This window comes from Bradyrhizobium sp. USDA 3364, assembly GCF_054056355.1.
Genome location: NZ_JBSRYG010000002.1, coordinates 4821764 through 4844529 on the forward strand (window position 1 = coordinate 4821764; position 22766 = coordinate 4844529).

At 64.5% G+C, this 22766-nt stretch carries 23 protein-coding genes and 1 pseudogene; 13 read left to right on the forward strand and 11 right to left on the reverse strand.

Going from position 1 to position 22766, the window contains the following annotated elements:
• Positions 1 to 187: 187 nt before the first annotated feature.
• Complete coding sequence (gene hemE, locus ACVILL_RS22840; RefSeq protein ID WP_456731100.1) at positions 188 to 1234, reverse strand: uroporphyrinogen decarboxylase; 1047 nt, start codon at positions 1232 to 1234, stop codon at positions 188 to 190.
• Between the two features lie 137 nt (positions 1235 to 1371).
• On the opposite strand from hemE, the gene ACVILL_RS22845 reads away from it, so the two are divergent.
• Positions 1372 to 1557: a hypothetical protein gene (locus ACVILL_RS22845; RefSeq protein WP_456731101.1), complete on the forward strand. Its 186-nt coding sequence runs from the start codon at positions 1372 to 1374 to the stop codon at positions 1555 to 1557.
• A 121-nt stretch (positions 1558 to 1678) separates the two neighbouring features.
• Here ACVILL_RS22845 and ACVILL_RS22850 read toward each other — a convergent pair whose 3' ends face one another.
• Genes ACVILL_RS22850 through ACVILL_RS22860 form a run of 3 tightly spaced genes read right to left on the reverse strand, consistent with a single transcriptional unit; the run spans position 1679 to position 4096 of the window.
• Positions 1679 to 1966: a PilZ domain-containing protein gene (locus tag ACVILL_RS22850; RefSeq protein WP_456731102.1), complete on the reverse strand. Its 288-nt coding sequence runs from the start codon at positions 1964 to 1966 to the stop codon at positions 1679 to 1681.
• 44 nt (positions 1967 to 2010) lie between these two features.
• Positions 2011 to 3681, reverse strand: coding sequence for a pilus assembly protein TadG-related protein (locus ACVILL_RS22855; protein WP_456731103.1), 1671 nt, complete (start codon positions 3679 to 3681; stop codon positions 2011 to 2013).
• Between the two features lies 1 nt (position 3682).
• On the reverse strand, positions 3683 to 4096 hold the full coding sequence (locus ACVILL_RS22860; protein ID WP_028338572.1) for a TadE/TadG family type IV pilus assembly protein: 414 nt from the start codon (positions 4094 to 4096) through the stop codon (positions 3683 to 3685).
• Between the two features lie 398 nt (positions 4097 to 4494).
• On the opposite strand from ACVILL_RS22860, the gene ACVILL_RS22865 reads away from it, so the two are divergent.
• Positions 4495 to 5382: a LysR family transcriptional regulator gene (locus ACVILL_RS22865; RefSeq protein WP_456731104.1), complete on the forward strand. Its 888-nt coding sequence runs from the start codon at positions 4495 to 4497 to the stop codon at positions 5380 to 5382.
• Positions 5383 to 5412: 30 nt separating this feature from the next.
• On the opposite strand, the gene ACVILL_RS22870 is transcribed toward ACVILL_RS22865, so the two are convergent.
• Both ACVILL_RS22870 and trhO read right to left on the reverse strand, forming a co-directional pair.
• A complete protein-coding gene (locus tag ACVILL_RS22870; RefSeq protein WP_431015206.1) occupies positions 5413 to 5628 on the reverse strand; it encodes a SlyX family protein in 216 nt (71 codons plus the stop codon).
• The gene (gene trhO / locus ACVILL_RS22875; protein ID WP_456731105.1) at positions 5621 to 6412 is read right to left on the reverse strand and encodes an oxygen-dependent tRNA uridine(34) hydroxylase TrhO; all 792 of its coding nucleotides are present in this window, start codon (positions 6410 to 6412) and stop codon (positions 5621 to 5623) included. Before trhO ends, ACVILL_RS22870 begins: the two co-directional genes overlap by 8 nt.
• 183 nt (positions 6413 to 6595) lie before the next feature.
• Here trhO and ggt point away from each other — a divergent pair.
• From ggt to ACVILL_RS22890, 3 genes and pseudogenes are all read left to right on the forward strand, one after another.
• Positions 6596 to 8183, forward strand: a pseudogene (gene ggt, locus ACVILL_RS22880) (gamma-glutamyltransferase).
• A 35-nt stretch (positions 8184 to 8218) separates the two neighbouring features.
• Positions 8219 to 8674, forward strand: coding sequence for an FKBP-type peptidyl-prolyl cis-trans isomerase (locus ACVILL_RS22885; RefSeq protein ID WP_456731106.1), 456 nt, complete (start codon positions 8219 to 8221; stop codon positions 8672 to 8674).
• Positions 8675 to 8720: 46 nt separating this feature from the next.
• The gene (locus ACVILL_RS22890; RefSeq protein WP_456731107.1) at positions 8721 to 9728 is read left to right on the forward strand and encodes a D-2-hydroxyacid dehydrogenase family protein; all 1008 of its coding nucleotides are present in this window, start codon (positions 8721 to 8723) and stop codon (positions 9726 to 9728) included.
• A 58-nt stretch (positions 9729 to 9786) separates the two neighbouring features.
• On the opposite strand, the gene ACVILL_RS22895 is transcribed toward ACVILL_RS22890, so the two are convergent.
• A complete protein-coding gene (locus tag ACVILL_RS22895) occupies positions 9787 to 10002 on the reverse strand; it encodes a CsbD family protein (protein WP_456731108.1) in 216 nt (71 codons plus the stop codon).
• 130 nt (positions 10003 to 10132) lie between these two features.
• On the opposite strand from ACVILL_RS22895, the gene ACVILL_RS22900 reads away from it, so the two are divergent.
• Positions 10133 to 10648 (forward strand): cupin domain-containing protein, encoded by a 516-nt coding sequence (locus ACVILL_RS22900; protein ID WP_456731109.1) that lies wholly within the window; start codon positions 10133 to 10135, stop codon positions 10646 to 10648.
• 48 nt (positions 10649 to 10696) lie between these two features.
• Entirely contained in the window at positions 10697 to 11434 is a 738-nt protein-coding gene (locus ACVILL_RS22905; protein ID WP_456731110.1) for an enoyl-CoA hydratase/isomerase family protein, read from the forward strand.
• Between the two features lie 110 nt (positions 11435 to 11544).
• On the opposite strand, the gene ACVILL_RS22910 is transcribed toward ACVILL_RS22905, so the two are convergent.
• Entirely contained in the window at positions 11545 to 13071 is a 1527-nt protein-coding gene (locus ACVILL_RS22910) for an amidohydrolase family protein (protein WP_456731111.1), read from the reverse strand.
• A gap of 310 nt (positions 13072 to 13381) precedes the next feature.
• Between ACVILL_RS22910 and ACVILL_RS22915 the strand changes: the two genes are divergently transcribed.
• The 3 genes from ACVILL_RS22915 to ACVILL_RS22925 all read left to right on the forward strand — a co-directional run bounded on the left by ACVILL_RS22915 (position 13382) and on the right by ACVILL_RS22925 (position 15447).
• Positions 13382 to 14395, forward strand: a complete 1014-nt coding sequence (locus tag ACVILL_RS22915; RefSeq protein ID WP_456731112.1) for an alpha/beta hydrolase — start codon at positions 13382 to 13384, stop codon at positions 14393 to 14395.
• A 103-nt stretch (positions 14396 to 14498) separates the two neighbouring features.
• Positions 14499 to 14933 carry a VOC family protein gene (locus tag ACVILL_RS22920; RefSeq protein WP_456731113.1) on the forward strand — a complete coding sequence of 145 codons (435 nt, stop codon included), beginning with the start codon at positions 14499 to 14501 and terminating at the stop codon, positions 14931 to 14933.
• Positions 14934 to 14958: 25 nt separating this feature from the next.
• Complete coding sequence (locus ACVILL_RS22925) at positions 14959 to 15447, forward strand: VOC family protein (protein ID WP_456731114.1); 489 nt, start codon at positions 14959 to 14961, stop codon at positions 15445 to 15447.
• Between the two features lie 47 nt (positions 15448 to 15494).
• Here ACVILL_RS22925 and ACVILL_RS22930 read toward each other — a convergent pair whose 3' ends face one another.
• On the reverse strand, positions 15495 to 16691 hold the full coding sequence (locus ACVILL_RS22930) for a hypothetical protein (protein ID WP_456731115.1): 1197 nt from the start codon (positions 16689 to 16691) through the stop codon (positions 15495 to 15497).
• A 2-nt stretch (positions 16692 to 16693) separates the two neighbouring features.
• Positions 16694 to 17404 carry a FecR family protein gene (locus tag ACVILL_RS22935; RefSeq protein WP_456731116.1) on the reverse strand — a complete coding sequence of 237 codons (711 nt, stop codon included), beginning with the start codon at positions 17402 to 17404 and terminating at the stop codon, positions 16694 to 16696.
• Positions 17405 to 17640: 236 nt separating this feature from the next.
• Between ACVILL_RS22935 and ACVILL_RS22940 the strand changes: the two genes are divergently transcribed.
• Positions 17641 to 18945 (forward strand): phospholipid carrier-dependent glycosyltransferase, encoded by a 1305-nt coding sequence (locus ACVILL_RS22940; RefSeq protein WP_456731117.1) that lies wholly within the window; start codon positions 17641 to 17643, stop codon positions 18943 to 18945.
• 226 nt (positions 18946 to 19171) lie between these two features.
• On the opposite strand, the gene ACVILL_RS22945 is transcribed toward ACVILL_RS22940, so the two are convergent.
• Entirely contained in the window at positions 19172 to 19804 is a 633-nt protein-coding gene (locus ACVILL_RS22945) for an OmpA family protein (RefSeq protein ID WP_456731118.1), read from the reverse strand.
• 166 nt (positions 19805 to 19970) lie between these two features.
• Here ACVILL_RS22945 and ACVILL_RS22950 point away from each other — a divergent pair, with 166 nt between their 5' ends.
• Complete coding sequence (locus ACVILL_RS22950) at positions 19971 to 21134, forward strand: winged helix-turn-helix domain-containing protein (RefSeq protein WP_456731119.1); 1164 nt, start codon at positions 19971 to 19973, stop codon at positions 21132 to 21134.
• Positions 21135 to 21363: 229 nt separating this feature from the next.
• Positions 21364 to 22689 carry an MFS transporter gene (locus ACVILL_RS22955; protein WP_456731120.1) on the forward strand — a complete coding sequence of 442 codons (1326 nt, stop codon included), beginning with the start codon at positions 21364 to 21366 and terminating at the stop codon, positions 22687 to 22689.
• Positions 22690 to 22766: the final 77 nt, after the last annotated feature.

The following is a 22766-nucleotide window of genomic DNA, read 5'->3' on the forward strand; positions in this document are numbered from 1 at the left end:
TCGAAGGATGAATCGGCCACCGGCCGGGCCGTCGACCCTTCGAGGGCCGCTGGAGAAGCGGCCGCCTCAGGGTGACGGTGATAGAGCAGTGGCGTAGCCCGGGTGAAGCGAAGCGTAATCCGGGGCCGGTCCGTCGACCGGCGAGAGAGTCCCGGATTGCGCAGCGCTCCATCCGGGCTGCAGGACGTTAGCCCTTATACGCCCGCACCCGCGCGACCATCTGCTCGACATGGGCGATCGGCGTCTCCGGCAGGATGCCGTGGCCGAGATTGAAGATCAGCCGGCCCTGGCCGAAATTCTCCAGCACATCGTCCACCGCGCGGTCGAGCGCGGCGCCGCCGGTGATCAGGGCCAGCGGATCGAGATTGCCCTGCACGGCGACGCGGCCCTGCACGCGCTCGCGGATCATCGACGGCTCGGTTGCCCAATCGATCGAGACGGCATCGACGCCGGTCTGCTCGACATAGGCCGGCAGCATGCCGGCCGCGCCGCGCGGAAAGCCGATGATCCTGGCACCGGGGACCTGCTTGCGCACCCCGGCAACGATGCGTTTCGTCGGCTCGATCGACCAGCGGGTGAACTCGCGCGGCGGCAGCACGCCGGCCCAGGTGTCGAAGATCTGCAGGCAATCGGCACCGGCCTTCAGCTGGCCGACCAGATAGTGGATCGAGTTCTCGACCAGCACGTCGATGATCCCGGCGAAGGCGTCCGGATGACGGTAGGCGAGCATCCGCGCCGGTGCCTGGTCCGGCGTGCCTTGTCCGGCCACCATGTAGGTCGCAACCGTCCATGGCGCGCCGCAGAAGCCGATCAGCGCGATCTCGGGGGCGAGTTCGCGCCGGACCCGGCGCAGGGCTTCGAAGACCGGCTCAAGCTGGTCGAAATTGGCATGGGTGGCGAGGGTCGCGATCTCACCGGGAGTTGCCAGCGGATCGAGCCGCGGCCCTTCGCCGGCCTCGAAGCGCACCGAGCGGCCGAGCGCGTAGGGGATCACCAGGATGTCGGAGAAGATGATCGCGGCGTCGAAATTGAACCTGCGGATCGGCTGCAACGTGACCTCGGCCGCGAATTCGGGCGTGAAGCAGAGATCGAGGAAGCCGCCCGCCTTGGCGCGCAGTTCGCGATATTCCGGCAGATAGCGGCCGGCCTGCCGCATCATCCAGAGCGGCGGCACGGCCTGCCGGTGGCCCGACAGGACGTCGATGAGCGGCTTCTTGGTGGGATCCTGGGGCACGCGGATAGTTCCTGATCAGGTCAAATTTGCGCCCCTGATACACGCTGCGGCGCAACGGGCCAAGGCGGTTCTGGAACCCCCGTTTGCGTGGGCGCGTTGTCCTCCGGACGTTGTCTTGGGGGAAATGGAGGGACGATATGGCCCGGAAATTCGATCCTGCCCCGCATGACAAGCATGCCGAGAAGCCGCACGAGGCACAGGCTGCCGAGCGCAAGGCCCGCACCCCGCTGAAGGAGGGATTGGAGGATACCTTCCCGGCGTCCGATCCGGTCAGCGCCACGCAGCCCGCGCCGTCGAAGCACGACGGCGATCGGGACAATTAGCTGGTATATCCCAGCGGTTGCTAACCACGATCCAGAATGAGTTCGACCTTGCGGAGAACGAAGTGCGCCGCCCGTGGCCCTGGGGGCGCGAAGCCGCCGCATATTGCGGTCGTCGGGATAACTAGACCGGGCCGCCTTCGGGGCGCTGCATCCGGTCGAACTCGAAGGTCACGCCGAGCCGGCGCTCGAGCCGCCAGACCAGGATGCAATGCCGTCGGATCGGCTCGCTCTCGATCTCGAGGTCGAACGCGAACGGGAGTGCGGCATCGCTTTCCACCGCAAGCCCGGCCCCGCCGGTCGAGATGTTGAGCACGAGACATCCGACGCTGGTGTTGCGGAAGAAGATCGTTCCGCGCTTCATCAAGGCCGTTCGCTGGCTGTCGGTCTTGTATCTTATTGTTGTACTCACCGCAGTCTCCCTACCCCGATGTGATGCCCGTCGCGACTGGTCCCCTAGTTCACCAGGACCGCGCCGTCGCAGCGGACGCCCAGCACCCAGACGTCGACCTGGCCTAGTCCGATGCCGAGCGTCGAGAGCAAGGACGCCAGCACCTGATCGACCGAACTCGTCACGCCGTTCAGGATGCTCATGACCAGCGCACCCAATCCCGGGATCGGAAGCCCGAGCGGGCCGACATTGATGGTCAGCGAGAGGTCGCCGAGCAGACTTCCGGTCAGCGACGACAGGAAGTTGGTCGTCGTCACCGTCTTCTTCGTCCCCGCCTGGATGTCGCTGTAGCTGAAATTGACGTTGGTCGACGTGGTGTTGCCCATGCCGGCATGGGCACGGCCGGTGACGGTGACGAGACCAAGATTGACCAGCGTCGCCGGCGGCGGATTGGGCTTGGTCGTGAAGTTGGTCATGTCGGCAACCGTGACGTTGCCGATCCAGGCGTCCACGATGCCCGGCGTGACGCCGATCGTGACTTGCGAGGTGCTGATGTTCGGATGGCCGCACGACACCGCATTGAGCGTCGCGGTACCCGAGGCGACCTCGACATAGACCGGGAGGTTGACCGCGGAAACGCTGCCGGAGCCGAGGACGTTGACCGTCGCCAGGATCCTGGTCTGCGCCGTGTGGACGCTGACGCCCTGGGTGCCTATCGCGATCCAGCTCGAGCCGACCGGGCGCTCGCCGATCGTTGCGATCACCGACACGTTGGCGATGCCGGGCAGGCCGAGATTGATCGAGGTTGCGATCTGGTGGTTGCCGTTGGCGATCTGCGCCACCGTGTTGATGAGGTCGAACACCGAAACGCTGGCGCCGACCTTCGGCTTCTGCCCCACCGTGAGGTTGGCGAAGGGGCCGAGATCGACCAGGGTGCCCGGCGAGATCTTGGTCGAGGAGCCGGTGACCGCCTGGGAGATCGTCGACAGCGCGGTCGTCGCGGCGCCCGCGCCGTTGGTGATCTGCTGCGTGGTCAGCGCGGCCGCGATGATGTCGCCGACCTTGATGTTGCTGCTCAGCAGGTCGCTGTAGGTGATGCCGGTCAGGTTGACCCGGGTCGCCAGCGCCGACAGGAAGTCCAATGCGTCGATCTTGGCGCTGATCAGCGAATTATAGTCCATCACCGAGAGCGACAGCGTGGTGCCGAGCATCGAGCCGAGCAGCGCATTGAGCGCCCCGCCGTTGACCGAGAGCAGCCGCGAGCCGATCGCGAACGAAGCCATTTCGGTCGATGTCGCGGTGGCGGTCGTCGTGATGTTGAAGCTGTTCGCGCCGGTGAGGTAGCGCGCGAAGTAGAGCGGCGTCTTGGTCGTCAGTGTGACGCGCGCGGCGTTCGGAATGCCGACCGCCGGGGTCACGAAACGGGACTGTGGCGCGATGGCGCTGTTTGCGGTGTAGGTCCCCGTCTCGACCTTGACCAGCGCGCTGGCCGGATAATTGTTCTGCGTCACCGTCGCGCTGGCGGCGTTGACCGGATTGCTCAAATTGGCGGCGGCGACGATCGCGGCGAGGTCGGCGGTGCTCTGCGTCTTGCGCCGGTCGGCGAAGATCGAGCCGAGATCGATGGCAAGCCCGGCGCATCCGATCAGGAGCGTCATCAGGCCGGCCGAGATCATCGCGAAATTGCCGCGCTCGTCGGCGCCGAAGCGCTGCATCAGAATGAGGACGCCTCTCATTCTAGAATCCCCCGTACTGGATCGCCGCGGAGCGGACGATGGTGCTCGCAGGCGCCGGGACGAAGGGCAGCTTGTAGATGAAGTTGCCGGCCGCGTTGTAGTTGACCGTCACGACATAGACGTTGGCATTCGATGGCGACGGCGCGGCGTTGACCGTGAGATTGCCGGGAACGAGCAACGGATAGGTCGATGCGTTGGCGGTGACGTAATTTGTCGCGAGGCTGTTGCGTTCGGTGTCGGTCATTCCCGCGATGGAGGACCGCGCCGCTTCGGCGGCGAGTTGCTGAACGCCATGCACCATGGCGAGGTACGAGCCGAATACGATGATGCCGAAAATGAAGGCGAGAAACAGCGGCAGCATCAGCGCGAATTCGACAGCAGAAGCGCCGCTTCGGCAGCGGAAGAACCTGGTCATTGGCAATACCTCGGAACGCGAGCTACTGCGTCACGTTGCGGGGCTTTGATTAAGGAAAACTATGAAAACGCTTTCGCGAATCAGTGACGGCAATTCAGATGGATGGCAGCGCTAGAACTGATCGAGGGATCGCTGCGTTATGGGGTAATCAAAATGTTTGATGCCGTGTCCGCAGAAATCCGGGGACGCCTGCCGTTGCAGCGCTACGCGCGTGTGCAGATGCAGCCGTCCGATACCGTAGCTCTACGTGGCAATGCACGTAACAATACATAAGGACTGCAATCGCGGTGGTGTCGCGACAAATTGAAACTAAACGAAAGTGCAACCAAATGTTAGTATAGCTGAATCACATACTGGAGAACGTATTTGCGTCCCGTGCTGAGATTGGAGGGCCCGCGATGCACAGACCGCGTCAGCATTTGAATATTCCTACCGAGATCGTTCGCACCGTCGTTGCGATTGCAGAGACGGGAAGTCTGTCGAAGGCCGGTGAGCGTCTCGGCCTCAGTCAGCCGGCGATCAGTTCGCAGGTCAAGCGACTGCAAAGCCTGGTCGGTGGCGCGCTGTTCATCAGAACCGCAAATGGCACCACGACCACCGAGCTCGGCAAGGTTGCTGTGCAGCAGGCAAGGCGAATCCTCGAAGCGAACGATCAACTGCTGCGGCTCGGCGGCAATCATGAAGGACCGCAGCCATTGCGGCTCGGAATGAGCACGATGCTCGCCGAGGAATTCCTCAAGCTGCATCCGGCCGACGCGCTCGCCGATGTGCTGGTTCACGCCGACATGTCGCCGATCGTGATCAGGGGATTGATCGACGGCTACATCGACATCGCCTTCGTCTACAGCAATCCTTCGCTCGAGAGCGAAGACGAGGTGACGATCGCCGCCGAGGCCGACGAGCGTTCGGTGTGGGTGCGGTCACGCGACTTTGTTCTGCGGCCGGGCGCCCCGATCCCGATCCTGGCGTGGCCCGGTGACGACTGGATGATCCGGACGCTCACCAAGCACAACATCTCGTACAAGATCGTCTTCCGCAGCCCGAACCACCAACTGCGGCTGGAAGCCGCACGGGCCGGCTACGGCCTGACGGCGTGCCCCGAACGGATGATTCCGTCCTCCCTGGTTTCGGCGAAGGACTATTATCTTCCGGAACTGCCGGTGCAGAAACGCTTGCTGTGCGTTCGTCCGGGCCTCGAAGGCAGCCGCGCGACGGCGATGGTGCAGCGGCTGTCCAGCCTGTTCTTCAGCGGCGCGAAGCCGATGCGTCAGGTGAGCAACATGTAATCGGATGCCGCCGCAGTCGGTCGGCATCGATCAATAATGCGGTGGGCGCTCGTTGGCAGGGCCGGGAGCCTGGCGTTCGGCCTCCTGAAGCCGGTCGCGCAACTCTGCGATCTGGCGCGTCAGCGCGTCGATCTGTTTCCATTGTGCCGTGATGGTCTGGTTCAGCGTCTCGATGGCTTCGTCCTGGTAGGTCAGGCGGACTTCCAGCGCATCGATCCGTTCGCTCAGCCTTGCCGTGTCATTCATGGACCGCAGCCTCGCAAGAGCCGCTTGCGCTCTCCGCTTTGCCCGACAATGCCGTTGCACGCTCGCGCAGGCCGTGGCCCAGCGCGACGCGCTCGTCGAACACAAAGCAGTCGCCGCGCCAGCGGCTGTCCTGCTGCGGCGTTTCCTCGAGATATCTGAGGATGCCGCCCTTGAGGTGATAGACCTCGGCGAAGCCCTGCGCGAGCAGATAGGCGCTCGCCTTCTCGCAGCGGATGCCGCCGGTGCAGAACATCGCGATCCTGCGGTGCTTCTGGGGATCAAGCTGCCGCGCGGCAAACTCCTTGAATTGTCCGAAGCTCGCGATCCTGGGATCCACCGCGCCTTCGAAGGTGCCCATCGCGACCTCGAACGCGTTGCGGGTGTCGAGCAGCATGATGTCGGGCGCGGCGATCAGCTCGTTCCAGTCGGCGGCATCGACATAGGAGCCGACCTGCCGCGTCGGATCGACCGTGGCGTCGCCGAGCGTGACGATCTCCTTCTTCAGCCGCACCTTGAGCCGCTGGAACGGCATCTGCGCAGCTTCGGAGAATTTCAGCTCGAGATTGTCGAGGCGGCCGCCGAACAGCGGCCCGTGCCTGAGCTCGGCGACGAAGCGGTCGATGGCTTCACCGGTACCGGCAATGGTGCCGTTGATGCCCTCATGGGCGAGCAGCACGCTGCCCTTGAGATCAAGCTCGGTGCAGAACGCGCGCAGCGGCTCGCGCAGCGCGCGGAAGTCGGGCAGCGCGGCGAACTGGTAGAAGGCAGCGACCTTGAGGGGCATGGCCGGGGTTTATCAGGCCAACACGGCCCGCGAAACCCCGCAAAGCCATGCATTATCGGGATAATTCCTCTGGCATGCCAGGCATTGCCCTGCCGGGGATGAATGTGCCATGTACTTTGTAACCCCTTGGCATCCATCCGCCGCCGCACCATCAGACCATCACGATCAAGCGAGCACTCCGTTATGAGGAATTTCCATTTCGCCGGCCGTTCCACCGTCCACGCCCAGAACGCGATGGTGGCGACGTCGCATCCGGAGGCGGCACTCGTGGCCATCGAGGTGATGCGCGAGGGCGGCACGCGCTGCCGACGCTGCGGTCGCGGCCTGCGCGCTGCTCGGCGTCATCGAGCCGCAATCGACCGGCATCGGCGGCGACTGCTTCGCGCTGATCCAGCCGAAGGGCGAGGGCAAGATCACGGCCTACAACGGCAGCGGCCGGGCGCCGATGGCGGCCACCGCCGAGTGGTATCTCGAACGCAAGATCCATTCAGTGCCGCTGACCTCGGCGCATGCCGTCAGCATTCCCGGCGCCATCGATGCCTGGGACGTGATCCTGAGGGATCACGGCAAGTTCGGCTTCGACCGGCTGCTGCAGCCCGCGATCAAGGCCGCCGAAGAGGGCTACGTCGTCGCCCCGCGCATCGCCTTCGACTGGAAGAACGGTTTTGAGAAGCTGAAGAACGGCACCAACACCGAGCGCTACCTGCTGCCGCACGGCAAGCCTGCGGTCGCCGGCGACGTGATCCGCCAGCCCGAGCTCGGCAAGACGCTGCGCGCGATCGCGCAGAAGGGCCGCGACGCCTTCTATAGCGGCGAGATCGCCGCCGACATGGTGGACACGCTGCGCGGCATCGGCGGCCTGCACACGCTGGAGGACTTCGCGGCGCATGCGACCGAGACGACCTCGCCGATCGGCACGATGTACAAGGGCCACGACGTCTGGCAGTGCCCGCCGAACGGCCCCGGCATCACCATGCTGGTCATGCTCAACATCCTGTCACGCTTCGACCTGACCAAGTTCAAGCCGCTCAGCGTCGAGCGCTTCCACCTCGAGGCGGAAGCCGCGCGGATCGCCTACATGATGCGCGAGCAGCATATCGGCGATCCCCAGCAGGTGCATGTCGACGTCGCCGGCATCCTCTCCAGGGAGTTCGCCGACGAGCACATCAAGAACATCCGGATGGACCGGCTGCTCGACCTGCCGAACGTCGCGCCGCCGATGAATCCGTCGACGGTCTACATCACGGTGGTCGACAAGGATCGCAACGTCTGCTCCTTCATCAACTCGATCGCGCATTCGTTCGGCTCGGCGATCGTCTCCAACAAGACCGGCATCCTCCTGCAGAACCGCGCCGGCGGCTTCCGCATCCAGCCCGGCCATCCGAACTGCATCGCGCCGGGCAAGCGGCCGCTGCACACCATCATCCCGGCGCTGGCCACCAAAAACGGACGTGCCGTGATGCCGTTCGGCGTGATGGGCGGACAGTATCAGCCGGTCGGCCAGACCCACGTGCTGACCAACATGCTCGACTATGGCTGCGACATCCAGGAGGCGATCGACATGCCGCGCGGCCTGCACTACGAGGGCGTCTACCAGCTCGAGGACTCTGTGCCGGCGGAGATCGTCGAGGGCCTGAAGAAGATCGGCCACAAGACCACCAGCGTGGTCGCCCCGCTCGGCGGCGGCCAGGGCATCTGGATCGACTGGGACAAGGGTACGTTGACCGGCGGCTCCGATCCGCGCAAGGACGGCTGCGCGCTCGGCTACTGATCGGGATCGCTATCAATCAAGGAAGGACGTCCGGGATGCAATCTTCACGACGCACGATCATCAAGACTGCCTTCGCCGGCCTTGCGGCGGCGGTCTCCACGTCCGCTGCCGGAACGGCAACGGCCCAAACCGCAGGAAAGCCCATGACCACAGCTTCAGGCCTCCAGATCATCGACAGCAAGGTCGGCACCGGCGCCTCGCCGAAGACCGGCCAGACCTGCGTCATGCACTACACCGGCTGGCTCTATGAGAACGGCCAGAAGGGCAAGAAATTCGACTCTTCCGTCGACCGCAACGAGCCGTTCGAATTCCCGATCGGCCAGGGCCGCGTGATCAAGGGCTGGGACGAGGGCGTTGCCACCATGAAGGTCGGCGGCAAGCGGACGCTGATCATCCCGCCGAACCTCGGCTATGGTGCGCGCGGCGCCGGCGGCGCGATCCCGCCGAATGCGACGCTGATCTTCGACGTCGAACTGCTCGGCGTGAAGTAAGCTCCCGGCCGTCAGCTCATCGGCCCACAAGAAAGAGGGCGCAGCGATGAAGATCTCGATCCTCGACGATTATTTCGACACGCTGCGCTCCCTCGATTGCTTCCGCAAGCTCGACGGCTACGACGTCACCATCTGGAACGACCACGTCCAGGACGTCGATGCGCTTGCCGGGCGGCTGCGCGACACCGACGCGCTGGTGCTGATCCGCGAACGCACCCAGATCCGCACCCCGCTGCTCGAACGCCTGCCGAAGCTGAAGCTGATCAGCCAGCGCAGCGTCTATCCGCATATCGACATCGACAGCTGCACGCGGCTCGGCATCATCGTGTCGTCGAGCCAGCATGCCGATACGCCGTCCTACGCCACCGCCGAGTTCGCCTGGGGCCTGATCCTCGCGGCGATGCGCGCGATCCCGCAACAGATGGCGGCGCTGAAGGCCGGCAACTGGCAGATCGGCGTCGGTCATACGCTGCGCGGCAAGACGCTCGGCATCTATGGCTACGGCCGCATCGGCGCCGTGGTCGCGGGCTATGGCAGGGCGTTCGGCATGAACGTGCTGGTCTGGGCGCGGGAACCTGCGATGGCCAAGGCGCGCGCCGACGGCTACGAGACCGCGGCCAGCAAGGCCGATTTCTTTGCCCGCTGCGATGTGCTGTCGCTGCACATGCGGCTGGTCGACGCGACGCGCGGCATCGTTAAGGCGGAGGACCTCGCGCGGATGAAGGAGACTGCGCTGATCGTCAACACCAGCCGCGCCCCGCTGCTCGAGCCCGGCGCGCTGGTCGATGCGCTGCGCGCCGGCCGGCCCGGCATGGCGGCGATCGATGTCTACGAGAAGGAGCCGCTGCGCGACACGTCGGACCCGTTGCTCAACATGGACAATGTGGTCTGCACGCCGCATCTCGGCTATGTCTCGCGCGACGAATACGAGATCCAGTTCACCGATATCTTCGATCAGATCTTGGCCTACGCCGCCGGTGCGCCGACGAATGTGGTCAATCCGGATGTGCTGGCACATCCGGATGTGCTGGCACATCCGCGCCCGCGCAACTGACCAACGTTGCTCATGCTCGAGCAGCCGGCTCGATGGGACCGGCCGTCTCGTCTCTCTTTCAGCGAGGCCAGTGAGCCGCTGCGGTCACCCTATTGACGGTGTGTCTGACGATGCTCTTGACGCCGCCGAGTGCCTTCTGTCCCTTGCCCTTGGCTTCCAGGATCACGCCTCTGCCCTGCATCGCCGGAGAACCGGTGACCTTGCCAAGACGCCGTTTGAACCTCCCGATCGCCTCATTGGCCGTGCCCTTGATCTTGTCGGTCGTGCTACCCATGAAATTACTCCTTCTGAATACGCTGATGCAACGCGCCGGCACATGGCGATGTTCCCATTTTGCGCTCGCCTGCAGGGGCGCTTTTCGCTAGCGTTCCAGGCACGAAAATCGACCAACGAGAGCAAGAACGATGAGCGGTTCCCACGATCACCCCCACTCCCACGACCACCATCACGACGACGAGCGCTGGAAGCACGACGGCGTCCGTGTGATTCCCGGCAACCAGCTCGATCCGAATGTGCCGTCGACCGCCGGCATGGACCGCAAGGCCGCGATCAATTTCGCGCGCGTCGGCGCGCAGAAATTGTGGGCAGGCACCGTCAGCATCAAGCCGGACGCCAAGACCGGCGCGCATCATCACGGTCACCTCGAAAGCATCATCTATGTCGTGAAGGGCAAGGCGCGGATGCGCTGGGGCGAGAAGCTGCAGTTCACCGCCGAAGCCGGCCCCGGCGATTTCATCTTCGTGCCGCCCTACGTGCCGCACCAGGAGATCAATGCCAGCCCCGACGAGATGCTGGAATGCGTGCTGGTGCGCTCCGACGGCGAGGCGGTCGCGATCAATCTCGACATCGAGCCGGTCGAGAAGCCGGAGCACGTGCTGTGGGTCGACCCGGTGCACCGGCATCCCGACGAGAAGAAGTGACGACGCGGCCAGGCCGCGTTGAAAGAACAACAAAACAGGGAGGCCAGCATGACGCTCGTTCGTTACGAGAGTGCGGATCACGTCGCCACCATCACGATGACCCGCACCGAAAAGCACAATGCGCTGAACAATGCGCTGTGCAGCGAGTTGCGCGATACCTGGCTGCGATTCCGCGACAGCGACGATCGCGTCGCGGTGCTGGCTTCCTCGGAGGAGAAGTATTTCTCGGTCGGCGCCGATGTCGCCGACCTTCCAGCCAATATGTGGCACGCGGTCCCCGGTCTGGGCGTCGAGCTGGACAAGCCGGTCGTTGCGGCGACGTCTGGCTGGGTGGTCGGCGGGGCCTTCGTGCTGGTCCAGATGGCCGATTTGTGCGTGGCGTCGGAGACGACGCGTTTCATTTATCCCGAGGGCAAGATCGGAACCACGGCGGGCGGCGTCTCGTCGGTGATGGCGCGCATGCCGCACAAGATCGCGATGGAGTTTTTGCTGGTCGGCGAGGAAATGTCGGCGGAGCGTGCCTACCAGATCGGTTTCGTCAACAAGGTTGTGCCAAAGGGACAACATATCGCGATTGCACAGGAGATGGCCGCGAAGATCGCCGGCAACGCGCCGCTGGTGGTCCGCGCGCTGAAGAGGTTGGCCCGTGAAGCCATGCCGAAGGGGCCGCTGGAGACGGTCGCCGACGTGCGGCGGCTGCTCGATGAAGTCAGGGACAGCGACGATCTCAAGGAAGGCGTCAAGGCCTTCAGCGAGAAGCGCAAGCCGAAATTTCAGGGACGGTGAAACTCCGGCTGCTCGTCATTGCGAGCGAAGCGAAGCAGTCCATCTTTCCTTGCATGCGGATGAATGGATTGCTTCGTCGCTGTCGCTCCTCGCAATGACGGGCTAGAGCGTCACACAAACACCCGGTGATCGATCACTGCGTTTGGCACCACGTAGCCGTAGCGCGTGTGTGACGGCTCGGGGCCGGCCTTCTCATACTGCGCCTTCATCATCGCGAAGCGATCGCCCTTGAGGTCGAGCATCGCGCGCTTCGGCTGGATGTTGTAGAGCCGGGCGTTGTTGTCGCCGAAGATCGCGGTCTTCACCGGCCCGTCGGCGGGACCGAGCGGCGCGTAGCCGAACTTCTTCTGCATCACTTCGGGGATCTCCAGCCGCCGCAGGCCCTCGATCTGCCACTGCGGCGCGCCGGTCCACAACGCATCGGTGCCCCAGCAGACGTGATCGACGCCAAGCCCCTTGATCAGGGTGCCCATCAGCGCGGCGCAGACATTGGGCTCGGCGACGAGGGTAGTCGCGAACAATTGCCCGACATCGCCATAGACATTGTTGACGCCGTACTGCGCCGGGATGTCGGCGAGGTCGGAGGTCCAGGCGATCCGGCCGGTACGCTCGAATTCGGCGAGCGCGACCCTCGGGTCGCCGCCGACATGGCGATAAGCCGAGTGATAGATGATGAAGTTGAGCTGCGGCCAGTCCTTGGCCGCCTGGCCGACATCGGCAACGTCGGCGAAGCCGCGCAGGTTCGGGTACTGCTTCTCGATGCCGGGCGGGAACAGTCCCTTGTGGACGCAGACATTCTTGATGCCCGCCTTGACCATCTTCTCATAGCCCTTGTAGGCGACCTTCTCGTCGTCCAGCCGCCACGGGTAGCGGCTGATCTCCTTGTGGGTGTTGTCGCCGATCGTATAGCCCTTGCAGGATTCCGGCTTCAGCGCCAATGCGGCGTCGAGCTTGTCGAGCCAACCGGGCTGCCCGGGCGTGAAGATGGCGTGGCAGAACACGCGCCGCGACCCGGCCTCGTCGTTCATCTTCTTGCGCGCGTCGGCCATCTGCTCGTTGGTCAGGAACCAGTCCTGCTCGATATCCGAGGGCGCCGAGGAGATCAGCGCGATCTTGGTGTCGGAATCGAGAAACATCTCCTTCTTGTAGTTGTTGAACTTGAGATCCTCGATGGTCTGTTCGTGATCGTTGAGCTCCTTGTTCCAGCCGGCCTTGCCGACCGCCTTGCGCATTTCAACAAAGCCCATGATGCGGGTGTCGTCGCGCAGGAAATGCGTGTGCATGTCCATGATGAACTGGTCTTTCAATCCGTTGGCGCGCTCCTGCGCCATCGCGGGTGTCGCGGCCTCCGCCGGCGTCACGTCGAACAGTTCGCCGTAGACCTGGTTCATCGCGACGAAGGAGGCGGCCATGCCGGCCGCGGTCTGGAAGAATCTCCGGCGGTCGAGGCCGTGCTTGCCGCCGAGATCGTCGGCCATCGCGAGCAGTCGCGCCTCGACCTCGCGCTGCCGTTCGTTCTGCGGGTCGGGATAGAACTCGTCGCTGGAGACGATCTGGGTCGGGATCGGCGTCTGGTGCTGGCACAGTTCGGAGGGCATCAAGGCGGCAAGTTCTTCGTCGGTGAGATTGCTGCTCATTCTTCGCTCCCGCTTCTCGCCGGATGTTTCCGGTCGGATCGCCGCGGAGACTAGGGCCAAGTCCGTCCGTCGTCCGCGCCGAACGCCGGAATGCGCGTTCACAAAATCGTGCATCCACTGGCCGTCATTGCGAGGAGCTCGCGACAAAATTGCAAAGCAATTTGCGCTGAAGCGACGAAGCAATCCATGCTTCCGCAAGCAGCGCCATGGATTGCTTCGCTTGCGCTCGCAATGACGGTTGTGGATGCTAGCATCGTACAATCCGGCGGACGAACGAAGTCCCGTTGTTCCGAAGGGGAGGCCGGCCAAGATGCATTCCGACCATTCGCGGCGTACCATCATCAAGGGTATCGGCACTGCTGCGGCCGCCGGCGCGCTCGCAGCAGCGCCCGCGCAAGCCGCGACCGCCGTTCCCGCCGAGGGAGAAGTATGGAGCAACGAATACTGGGCGAAGAAGGGCGAGATCCCCTTGTGGATGTTCCGCAAGCGGATCGGCGCGCCGAAACCGGGCGAGCCGGCGCGGCCCGTGGTGTTCTTCGTTCACGGCTCGTCGGTGACATCGAGGGTGTTCGACCTCACCGTGCCGGGCAAGGGCGAGTATTCGTTGCTCAACACCTTCGCGCGCTACGGCTTCGACTGCTGGACCATGGACCATGAGAATTACGGCAAGTCCGGCCGCACGTCGGGCAATGCGGATATCGCGAGCGGTGTCGAGGACCTGAAGGCCGCGGTCGAGGTGATCGCGCGCGAGACCGGGCAGACGAAATATCACTTCCTCGGCGAATCCTCCGGCGCGCTGCGCGCCGGCGCGTTCGCGATGGCGGCCCCCGAGCGGATCGACCGGCTGGTGTTCGCCGCCTTCACCTACAAGGGCGAGGGCTCGCCGACGCTGGCGAAGCGCGCCGAGCAGCTTGCCTATTACCGCAGTCACAACAAGGGCGAGCGCGACCGCGACATGATCCGTTCGATTGCGACCCGCGACAGGCCCGGCACGTCGGACCCCGCGGTGATGGAAGTGCTGGCCGATGTCGAGATGCAGTTCGGCGACCAGATCCCGACCGGCACCTATCTCGACATGACCGCCAATCTGCCGGTGGTGCATCCGGAGCAGGTGCTGGCGCCGGTGCTGCTGGTCCGCGGCCAATATGACGGGATCGCGGCGGTCCCCGACCTCGAGGAGTTCTTCAACAAGCTGCCGAACGGCGACCGCCAGTTCATCATCCTGCCCGGCACCGCCCATTCGGTGGCGCTTGCCACCAATCGCGAGCTGTTCTGGCATGTGACGCGGGCATTTCTGACCATGCCGACGCCGATCGTGACCTGAAGTCGCCTGCGGCACGACGTCGCAATAAAAATCTGCGCGCCGATGTCGGGAAGCGGCTATGCGGTTCGTCCTCCGCGCACAACCCGCAAAAGGAGCGCCGTTCATGGCCAACCCCAAGATGATCTTCGTCAATTTGCCGGTCAGCAATCTGGCCCATGCCACCGCATTCTACGAGGCGATCGGCGCCACCAAGAATCCGCAATTCTCCGACGACACCGCCTCCTGCATGGTGATCTCGGAGACCATTTTCGTGATGTTGCTGACCCACGACAAATTCCGGCAGTTCACGCCGAAGAAGATCGCCGACGCCAGGACCACGAGCGAAGTGCTGGTCTGCCTTTCCGCCGAGAACCGCGACGCGGTCGACGGTTACGTGACCAAGGCCACCGGCGCGGGCGGCACCGCCGATCCGTCGCCGAAGCAGGACTACGGCTTCATGTATGGCCGTAGCTTCGAGGATCCCGATGGTCACATCTGGGAAGTGATGTGGATGGACGTCGAGGCTGCGACGAAGCAGTCCGCCGCTGCCACCGCCTGATCGCCCGCCGGCGCGGAGTTCATCGATGTCAAAGGTGTCACCCTGCCTGTGGTTCGACGGCGAGGCCGAGGAGGCCGCGAACGTCTATGTTTCGCTGCTGCCGGACTCCCGGATCGACAAGATCCAGCACAACACCATCGACGGTCCGGCCGGCAAGGCCGGCACCGTGCTGGTGGTCGAATTCACCCTGGCCGGTCAGCGCTTCATGGCGCTGAACGGCGGGATGAAGATGGAGTACACCCACGCGATCTCGTTCTCGATCGACTGCGTCGATCAGGCCGAGGTCGATCGGCTCTGGGCCGCGCTACTCGCTGATGGTGGTAAGGAGGAGCAGTGCGGCTGGCTGCGCGACCGCTTCGGCGTGTCCTGGCAGATCGTGCCGCGCGAACTTCACAGCTATATCGGCGGCCCCGACGCGGCGGGCGCCGCGCGCGCGATGCAGGCGTTGCTCGGCATGATCAAGCTCGACGTCGAGGGCCTGCGCCGGGCCTATGAAGGCAAGGCGGCGGCCTGAGCCACTTCTTCCTCGCTCCGCGCCTGCGGGGCGGGGAAGCGCTTGCTTCAATAATTGATCCGCAGACCGATGCCGCCGTGAACCGTGTTGCCGACCGGCTGCGGCCCGGCGGTGCCGTTGAGGAACAGGTCGGCGATCCAGCCCTTGGTGATGCGGAAGCCGGCCCGGCCGCCATATTCGAACCAGCCCTGGTTGCCCATCGTCGGCACGATGGTGCCGTCGCCGGTGACGGTCGCGACGATGCCGGAATGGGCGGCGAAGGATTGCACCCAGCCGCCATTGATGTTGGTCTCGACGCTCGATCCGAACAGATGCGTCCACTGGCCGCCGACCTTGACCAGGCTGGTGCGGTCGGTGCCGTCGGCGATGGTGGCGTCGAACGGATTGAAGGCCATGGCGGGATCGCTGTAGCCCTTGACCCGCTGCCACAGTTGCCAGACCTCGACGGAAGCTGCGACCTCGTCGCGCGCCGACAGCCGGCTGATCCAGCCCGCGCGTCCGTACACGCCGTAATTTTCGCTTGAGGTCTGACTGGTGACCGACACCGGGCCCAGGCTCGTGGCATAGCTGCGGGTGTAGCGCACCCTCTCCGACGGCGAGAGGATGGTGCCGATATCGAAGAACGGCCGCGACGAGCCCCAGTCGACGAAGTCGTAGCGCAACGCGAAGGCGCCGATCGGCGCGCTGGTGACGTTGTAGCCGCCCTCGCCATACTGCGTGTAGGCGATGCCGGCGAGCAGCGACAGGTTCGGCGTGATGGTCTTGCGGCCATGGATGCCGGCCGAGAACGAGCCGGCCGAGCCAAACGCGCTGATGCAGTCGCTGCAATTGACCTGCTCGTTGACGCCGAGCAGCACCGTGCCGAGCACGCGGTTGGTGATCATCTGGTTGAAGCGCTGGTCCGCGAGACCGTTGATCGAGCTGCCGCTCGACGGCGCCCCGGTGATCGGCGGCGGAGTTGGTGTCGGAGTTGGAGTCGGCGAGGGACTGGGCGAAGGGCTAGGCGTCGGTGTCGGCGTGGGGGGTGGTGTTGCTGCGGGAGTAGGCGTCGGCGTGGGACTCGATCCACAGTTCGGCGACACCGCGAATTCGGTATCGGGAATCGACGTGCAGCCTGTGGTTGGCGTCGACGTCGGCCTCGGGGTTTGCGCCTCGGCCGGTGCAGCCAGCGTCTGCAGCATAGCGAGCGACAGCGCGATCGTCAGAGCTGTCGGCAGGATCAAGTGACGGATGCGGCGCGCCATGCTCACCGCCCGCACAGCATGCCGGTCGGATCGTCGTCGACCGGCGGCGTCACCGGCGTCGCGTCGGCGTACTGGGTGACGGTGCAGAGCCCGGCTGCCTGGCTGCAAGTCGCGGCAAAAGTCCAGGGCGGGTTGTTGGTCTTCTGGATCATGGTGTGGCCGCCGCTCGAAGTGATGATCGCGGTGTCACCGGGCTGGGTCAGGTCAATGCACTGCCGGCTCGACGTGCACACCGTCGATGCGCCTTCCTGCAACACCACCGTGGTCTTGCCGCGCTGTGAGAGGATATCGAGCACCGTGCCGCGAACGCCGATGGTCGCGAGCGGCGTGACGATCTTGTAGGCGGCCTTGTCCGAGTGGCCGGTGACGAAGCGGAACGCGCCCGATGTCAGGCGGATCGCGACATCGCGATAGTGATGCTCGTCGTCGAACACTGTGCGATCGAGCTTGAGCGAGGCATTCGGCCCGAGTGAGAGATTGGTGCTGTCGGCCATCACGAGCCGCGCCGCGCTCTCGAGACCGGTGCGCACCGTCTCGTCGCGCAGCAGCGCGTCGCCGACATTGATCGGCGTAGTCGCCGCCGCAACGCGGACAACTTCGTTCTTCACCATCGCCGCTTCGCCGACGCGCGTCTGCGCCTGAGCAGGATGCGCCGTCAGTGCGGCGGCAAGACCGAGTGCAAGCAAGGGGAAAAAGCTGTGAGGCGAATTCATTGCAATACCGATCGACTTAACGTTGTCATCGTACCGGATCGTGCACGCGCCTGATATTGTATATTTGTCACAAGCCGAGCCGAGGTGAACTGGATGGTTAGTGTCTGTCGATGCGACTGCATTCAACGCTGCGGATACGTGAGTTCAGATCACACACGTCACGCGCGCGCACATCACACGCGCAGTCCGAGCTCACACTTCGCTCACACTCGTTCCGCCCGCGGCGTGCTTGCGCTTTGAACATCGCATCCGAATCCCGTTCCGTTCTGCGGCGTCCCGCCGCGCGCACGGCGATCGTCGCGGCGATCATCTTCATCGTCGCCCATGTCGTGCTGCTGCTCGGGATCACCACGCCGGACAAGCTCTATTTCGATGAGGTGCATTACGTGCCGGCGGCGCGGCAGATGCTGCTGCCGGTGCTCGAGGGCCCGATCCTCAACCCGATGCATCCGCCGCTCGCCAAGGAGATCATCGCACTCTCGATCAAGGCGTTCGGCGACGTGCCGCTGGGATGGCGCTATCCGGCGGCGCTGTTCGGTGCGCTTGCACTGGTCGGCGTCTATCTCGGTGCGCTGGCGCTGTTCGCGTCGCAGCAGCGCGCGATCGCAGCCGTGCTGCTCGCCTTCTTCAACCAGATGCTGTTCGTGCAGTCGCGGATTGCGATGCTGGATATTTTCGCACTCGCCTTCTGTCTGTTCGCGATCGCGGCTTTCATCCACGGCTTCAGGCAGACGCGGCCGCACTCCGCCTTCGCGCTGGCGGGCTTGGCCGCGGGGCTTGCGAGCGGCTGCAAATGGAGCGGGCTGTTCGTGCTCGCGACCTGCATCGCGATTGTCGTTGTGATCCACCTGATGCAGGGCTGGCGCACGCGCTTTGCCGACGCCAATGCGGAGGATTGGTACCGGCCGGACCTGTGGCCGGATTTCCGTCTCCCGCACTTCATCGTCTGTTTCGTGCTGATCCCGGCCGCCGTCTATCTCGCGACCTTCGTGCCGCTCTACGGTCTATCCTTCACCGACCTCATAGAGGCGCAGCGCCGCATCTTCGCCGACAACACCACGACCGCGATCGCGGGCCACACCTATATGAGCTCGTGGCCGTCCTGGCCGCTCCTGGTGCGCCCGGTCTGGTATCTGTTCGAGAAGGTCGGCGACGACAGGTTCGCCGCGATCGTGTTCCTCGGCAATCCGCTGGTGCTGTGGCCGGCATTGATCGCGCTGATCGTCGCGCTGCGCGACTGGATCGTCGGGCGCAGCCGCGGGGCGTTTCTGGTGCTTGCGTTCTATCTCGGCCCATATCTCGCCTGGGCGCTGCTGCCGCGCACGCTCGGCTTCATCTATTACTATCTGCCGGCCGCGACGACGGCGAGCTTCGTGCTGGTCCATGCGCTGACGCGCAAGGGAGTGCCAAGCTGGCTGCTGTGGGCTTTCGTGGCGGTCGGAGGCGCCGGCTTCATCGCCATGCTGCCGGTCACAGCGGCCGCCATCGAGACCTCGATGGCGACCTTCAATCGGCTGATGCTTTTCCAGAACTGGATCTAAGAATCGCGGAAGCACGCGATCCGCCAGCCGGACCAGAGCTGTCGCACATGAAGGAACGTGGCAGGGGGGCGTTGCCGCCCATCCTTCGAGACGCCCGCCTTTGGCGGGCTCCTCAGGATGAGGTGTTGTTCCCGGCGAAATCTTAGACCCTCATGGTGAGGAGCGCCGCTCGCGGCGCGTCTCGAACCACGAGGCCGAGCACGTTCATAGCCGCCAATGCGGGAGATTACTGCGAGGCCTTCTTGGTATCCATGTTGACGACCTGCACGCGACGATTGGTCGGGTCCATCGGCGCGTTCGGATCCTTCGGCCGGGTCTTGCCGTAGCCGACGGTCACGAGATCAGAGCCGTTCAGGCCGTAATGCTCGATCAGATACCTCTTGATGGTGTCGGCGCGGCGCTCCGACAGGTCCTGGTTATAGGCCTCGCTGCCAATCGCATCGGTGTGGCCGGCAATGACGAAGGTCGAGCCCTTCATGCTGGCGTCGGACAGCGCCTTGCCGAGCTCCTGCACCGTCTGGGTCGAGCCCCTGCTGATGTCAGCGGAGTTGTAGTCGAAGTGAATTTCCAGATCGATCTTCGGCTTGTTGGCGGCGATGTCGGCGATCTCCTGGCGCTCGCCCATCGACAGCGAGCGGGTCTGGCGGTTGCGAACGGTATTGAGGAAGCTCGCCTCCCTGGCCGAGGCGGCCGGGTCGGCCTGCGCACCGGCGGAGAGGCTGCGGGTGGCCTGCTTCGGCTTCAGCGCATTGAGGATCTGGGCGGCCGGAACGGTGTCGCTGCCGGCCAGTGCAACGCCCGCCGTCATCGACAGCGCGGCGCCGATTGTCAAAAGAGACAAGGCAAGGGAGCGGATCATGGTTTTCGTCCTTAAATGTCAGGCTAGCCAATCGGGCTTGCTGTCGTCTTGATGCTGGGAACCTAGGACTGGCTCAAGGCCCGGAATGTGATTTAGGTCACATTCGGATTCGGGCCGGTGACCCAGGTCTCCACAGCCGCGCGAATCTCACTACATTGCCGGGGCAATGCCCCGCGCCGCCGAACCCTTATCCCTGAACACTGCCGCCGCCCGCCACATCTGGCTGCGCGCGCAGCGGCTCGATACCAACGCGCCGTTCGGGGAGGGGGCGTCGGCGGTGGCCGCCGCCGTCGACCATCTCGGCTATGTGCAGATCGACACCATCAACGTGATCGAGCGCTGCCATCACCACATCCTGTTCACCCGCATTCCGGATTACCGCCGCGCCGACCTCAAGCAGGCGCAGAGCCAGGACAAGAGCGTGTTCGAATACTGGACGCACGCGCTGTCCTACGTGCCGTCCAAGGACATCAATATCTTTCTGCCTGTCATGAAGGCGCACAAGCGCGAGGGCCACAAATGGTTCGCGTCGGTGACGCCGGCGGACACGCGCAAGATCATGCGGTTGCTGCGCGAGGGGCCGCTGACCATCCGCGACATCGAAGACGACGTGCTGACCGAGAAGGAGCATCTCTGGCAGAGCCGCAAACCCTCCAAGCGTGCGCTGCAGCTCGCCTTCTATGGCGGCGTCGTCACGATCAGCGAACGCGCCGGCATGCTGAAGACCTACGAGCTGATGAGCAGGCATTTCGGCTGGGACAAGCCGCCGAAGCCCGCACCCGCCTCGGCCCGAACAGCCTATCTGCTCGACCGCGCGCTGCGCTCGCAGGGCATCGTCAGCCTGGACTCGATCTGCCATCTCGACGCGCCGAGCAAGAAGGCGGTGCGCAGCCTGATCGAGGCGCGCGTGCGCCGCAAGGAGCTGGTGCGGATCGCGCTCGAGGGCGCCGGCAAGCAGGAGCATTGGGCGCGGCCCGAGGTGCTGGAAGCGACCGGCGAGGGCGATCCCTCCTTGGTTCACATCCTCTCGCCGTTCGATCCCCTGATCATCCAGCGCAAGCGCACCGAGCTGTTCTTCGGCTACGGCCACCGCTTCGAGGCCTATGTGCCGAAGGAGAAGCGCCTGTTCGGCTATTTCGCGCTGCCGGTATTGGTCGGCGACGACATCGTTGCCGCTCTCGACCTCAAGACCGACCGGCAGAACAAGAAGCTGCTGATGCAGAAATGGAGCTGGGTCGGCAACGGCAAGAAGCAGGCGGGGCGCAAGGAGCTGAAGCGCCGCATAGAGGAGGAGCTCGATCGCTTCGCGCGCTTCCAGCTCGCCGAGTAGGGCTGACTGTCGCGTCCGTCATTGCGAGCGAAGCGAAGCAATCCATTTCACCGCGCATGCCGACCGATGGATTGCTTCGTCGCTTCGTTCGCTCGCAATGACGCGGTGCAAGGTCTTTCAGCCCGGCAAGGGGTCCCCGTTTGCGCTGTGTGCTGCGAGTTTTTGCCATTGCCGAAGGCTGAGCCACGCAATAATCCTCAAGGCAAGCAATAGCTTTGGGGGGAAACCGATGAGCCAGACCGCAACCGTCGCGCCGGATCGTGGCGCCCGCAGCGAGATCGAGACCTCGACGATCCGCGCGATCTCCTGGCGTTTGATCCCGTTCCTGATCCTGGCCTACTTCTTCTCCTATCTCGACCGCGTCAATCTCAGCTTCGCCGCGCTGACCATGAATGCCCAGCTGAAGTTCTCGCCGGTGGTGTTCTCGTTCGGCGCCGGCATCTTCTTCATCGGCTATTTCATCTTCGAGGTGCCGAGCAATCTGGCGCTGGAGAGGTTCGGCGCCAGGCGCTGGATCGCCCGCATCATGGTGAGCTGGGGTATCCTGTCGGCGCTGATGGCGGCGGTCTATGACGAGAACAGTTTCTACGCGCTGCGCTTCTTCCTCGGCGTGGCGGAGGCCGGCTTCTTCCCCGGCATCATCCTCTATCTGACCTACTGGTATCCGGCCGAGTATCGCGCGCACTTCCTCGCCGCCTTCGCGATCGCCGTGCCCGTGTCGACCGCGATCGGCGCGCCGATCTCCGGCCTGCTGCTTGGCCTCGACGGCGCGATTGGGCTGAAGGGCTGGCAGTGGCTGTTCGTGATCGAGGGCATCCCCTCGGTGCTGCTCGGCATCGTCACCTGGTTCTATCTCACCGACCGGCCGGAAAAGGCCGATTGGCTCTCGGCCGAGCAGAAGGCGTGGCTGAAGGCGAAGCTCGATGCCGAGGTCGCGGCCAAGCAGGCGGCGAGGCACTTCACGCTGTTCGAGGCGCTGTCCTCGCCGAAGGTGCTGGCGCTCAGCGCGATCTATTTCGGCTTCGTCGGCGCGCTCTATGGCGTGCAGTTCTGGCTGCCGCAGATCGTCAAGGCGTTCGGCCTGACCAACGCGCAGACCGGCTTCGTCACCGCGATCCCTTATGCGTTCGGCACTGTCGCGATGATCCTGTGGGCGCGCCGTTCGGACGCGACGCGCGAGCGCGTGTTCCATGTCGGCGCGCCGCTGCTGCTGACTGCGCTGGCGCTCGCCGTGTCGAGCTATATCAGCGATCCGACCCTGACCATGGTCGTGCTGACGGTCGCCGGGATCGGCATCTTCTGCACCTTCGCGGTGTTCTGGACGCTGCCGACGGCCTGGCTTGCCGGCACCGCCGCTGCCGGCGCGATCGCGCTGATCAACTCGATCGGCAACCTCGCCGGTTTCCTCGGGCCATATCTGATCGGCTGGGTCAAGGAGGCGACCGGCAGCACGTCCACGGGCTTGCTGGTGCTGTCGCTGCTGCCGTTGATCGGCGGCCTCTTGGTGTTCCTCGGCGGCCACGAGACCAAGACCGAGTTCGCCGGCGCGAAGTAGCCGGCGCAAGCCGTCGTCGCTCGTAGCCCGGATGGAGCGAAGCGTAGTCCATGGCCAATCACCTCATCGGCTGACCT

Coding starts and splice junctions, on each gene's coding strand:
- ACVILL_RS22950 (WP_456731119.1), top strand. CDS start 19,971: ATGCCCCGCGCCGCCGAACCCTTATCCCTGAACACTGCCGCCGCCCGC.
- ACVILL_RS22890 (WP_456731107.1), top strand. CDS start 8,721: ATGAAGATCTCGATCCTCGACGATTATTTCGACACGCTGCGCTCCCTC.
- ACVILL_RS22845 (WP_456731101.1), top strand. CDS start 1,372: ATGGCCCGGAAATTCGATCCTGCCCCGCATGACAAGCATGCCGAGAAG.
- ACVILL_RS22920 (WP_456731113.1), top strand. CDS start 14,499: ATGGCCAACCCCAAGATGATCTTCGTCAATTTGCCGGTCAGCAATCTG.
- ACVILL_RS22910 (WP_456731111.1), bottom strand. CDS start 13,071: ATGAGCAGCAATCTCACCGACGAAGAACTTGCCGCCTTGATGCCCTCC.
- ACVILL_RS22870 (WP_431015206.1), bottom strand. CDS start 5,628: ATGAATGACACGGCAAGGCTGAGCGAACGGATCGATGCGCTGGAAGTC.
- ACVILL_RS22905 (WP_456731110.1), top strand. CDS start 10,697: ATGACGCTCGTTCGTTACGAGAGTGCGGATCACGTCGCCACCATCACG.
- trhO (WP_456731105.1), bottom strand. CDS start 6,412: ATGCCCCTCAAGGTCGCTGCCTTCTACCAGTTCGCCGCGCTGCCCGAC.
- ACVILL_RS22900 (WP_456731109.1), top strand. CDS start 10,133: ATGAGCGGTTCCCACGATCACCCCCACTCCCACGACCACCATCACGAC.
- ACVILL_RS22855 (WP_456731103.1), bottom strand. CDS start 3,681: ATGAGAGGCGTCCTCATTCTGATGCAGCGCTTCGGCGCCGACGAGCGC.
- ACVILL_RS22895 (WP_456731108.1), bottom strand. CDS start 10,002: ATGGGTAGCACGACCGACAAGATCAAGGGCACGGCCAATGAGGCGATC.
- ACVILL_RS22935 (WP_456731116.1), bottom strand. CDS start 17,404: ATGAATTCGCCTCACAGCTTTTTCCCCTTGCTTGCACTCGGTCTTGCC.
- ACVILL_RS22925 (WP_456731114.1), top strand. CDS start 14,959: ATGTCAAAGGTGTCACCCTGCCTGTGGTTCGACGGCGAGGCCGAGGAG.
- ACVILL_RS22865 (WP_456731104.1), top strand. CDS start 4,495: ATGCACAGACCGCGTCAGCATTTGAATATTCCTACCGAGATCGTTCGC.
- ACVILL_RS22955 (WP_456731120.1), top strand. CDS start 21,364: ATGAGCCAGACCGCAACCGTCGCGCCGGATCGTGGCGCCCGCAGCGAG.
- ACVILL_RS22945 (WP_456731118.1), bottom strand. CDS start 19,804: ATGATCCGCTCCCTTGCCTTGTCTCTTTTGACAATCGGCGCCGCGCTG.
- ACVILL_RS22915 (WP_456731112.1), top strand. CDS start 13,382: ATGCATTCCGACCATTCGCGGCGTACCATCATCAAGGGTATCGGCACT.
- ACVILL_RS22885 (WP_456731106.1), top strand. CDS start 8,219: ATGCAATCTTCACGACGCACGATCATCAAGACTGCCTTCGCCGGCCTT.
- ACVILL_RS22860 (WP_028338572.1), bottom strand. CDS start 4,096: ATGACCAGGTTCTTCCGCTGCCGAAGCGGCGCTTCTGCTGTCGAATTC.
- ACVILL_RS22930 (WP_456731115.1), bottom strand. CDS start 16,691: ATGGCGCGCCGCATCCGTCACTTGATCCTGCCGACAGCTCTGACGATC.